Here is a 1,830-nt window from a genome sequence, read left to right on the forward strand (position 1 = left end):
TTTATTGTCTTCAATTTTTTGAATTAACTCTTTGTTTAGAATATCAATATATTCATCTTGCTCTAAGTGAGGCATAAATTTGTTGCTATGTGTGATACTTACATCACCAGTTTCCTCAGAAACGATAATAGTCAATGCGTCACTGACTTCACTTAACCCAATAGCTGCCCTATGCCTGGTTCCATATTCTTTAGGAATTAATGAACTCTCAGATAATGGCAAATATGAACAAGCTGATGCTATTTTGTTATCTTGAATAATCACAGCGCCATCATGAAGCGGCGTATTAGGAATAAAAATGTTAATTAATAACTGACTTGAAATATCAGAGTCTAAAGAAATACCCGTTTCCACATAGTCCACTAAACTGTCACTATTTTCAATACAAATCAATGCACCAATTTTTCGTTTCGACATGTATTGAATGGCTTCATCTAATTGTATAATTAAATTATTTTTATGATCTGTTTGCTTTTTAATGCTTTTTAAAATTGATCCTCGGCCTAAATGCTCAAGGCCTCGTCTAACTTCTGGTTGAAAAATAACAATAGCTGCAATTGCCCCATACGTTATTACTTGACTCATTAGCCAAGAAACTGTTGAAAGTCCTAAAAAGTCACTCACAATTCTCACAATAATAATAATTGCGATTCCTTTAAACACCTGAATTGCCTTTGTCCCATTTAGTAACATAATTAACTTATAAATAACAAACCATACAACCAAAATGTCGATGATATTAATAATAATATTCGTAGAAAAATAATTGCTCAAAAAATATTGCCACGTACTGGGTTTGAACAAGTCAACGAGGTTAAATCCCATCTTGTCCCTCCCCCTCTCATATAGTCTTTACACTTTTCAAGTATAGCATAATGTCTATTATTTTTTGTCTCTTTTCAGAAATATTCTCATAAAATTCAGAAAAACTTAATGAACGTAAAAAAGTTAACTCTTGTTTAAAGAAACCAGAGTTAACTTTTACCATTATTAAGTATACAACTTAGTGCAAATAAACAGTTTTTTCTAACTATTTTGCACGTTTAACATAAGAACCATCTTGCGTATTAACTTCTAATTTTTCTCCTACTTCGATGAAATCTGGAACGTTAACAACTAGACCAGTTTCCATTGTAGCAGGTTTACCAGAACCTGAAACAGTTGCACCTTTAATTGAAGGTTGTGTTTCAGATACTTCTAAAACAACTGTCGTTGGTAAACTAACACCTACAACTTCGTCTACGTAAAATTGAATAGTTACTTCCATATTGTCTAATAAGTAGTTTAATTCTTCTTCAATAATTGAAACAGGAATTTCATATTGTTCATACGTTTCAAGATCCATAAAAATAGCCATATCATCTTGAATGTATAAGAATTGAACAGATTTACTATCAATATGAGCTTTCTTAACTTTTTCATCTGGTCGCATTGTTGTATCTGTTGTAGAGCCTGTTCTCACGTCTCTTAATTTCAAACGCATAACAGTATTACCTTTTCCAGGTTTATGATGACTTGATTCTAATACCTTAATTAATTTTCCATCTTTTTCAAATGTCATACCACTTCTTAAATCTGAAACTGAAATCATATTTATATCCCCTTTATATTGAACTATAGTCATTTTAACATAAAATGTTCGACTAGCAATAATTAATTCTAAAAGACTTATAATTTATTCCTCAACATTAGATGAATTATTCGGAAAACTCATTATCTCTTTACCGTTTTTATCAAAAATACGTGTTTTTTCTCAGTCTCTGAATCACCGCTCAGAATAGTCGAGCTTTCTTCAACTATTTCTTCATTTTGATTTTTTAATTGAAAACC

Annotated in this window: 2 protein-coding genes; both read right to left on the bottom strand. The window is 30.9% G+C overall.

The annotated features are described in order from the left end of the window. On the bottom strand, positions 1 to 825 hold an 825-nt coding region (cdaA, locus tag RR554_RS08740), incomplete at its 3' end, for a diadenylate cyclase CdaA (protein WP_332467843.1). 205 nt (positions 826 to 1,030) lie between these two features. Then, positions 1,031 to 1,591: an elongation factor P gene (gene efp, locus RR554_RS08745; RefSeq protein ID WP_332462963.1), complete on the bottom strand. Its 561-nt coding sequence runs from the start codon at positions 1,589 to 1,591 to the stop codon at positions 1,031 to 1,033. Positions 1,592 to 1,830 lie beyond the last annotated feature (239 nt).

This window comes from Vagococcus sp. (assembly GCF_036639995.1).
GTDB lineage: Bacteria > Bacillota > Bacilli > Lactobacillales > Vagococcaceae > Vagococcus.

Bases quoted from the DNA above. Each gene is read 5' to 3' on its own strand.
- efp (WP_332462963.1), bottom strand. From the start codon at position 1,591: ATGATTTCAGTTTCAGATTTAAGAAGTGGTATGACATTTGAAAAAGAT.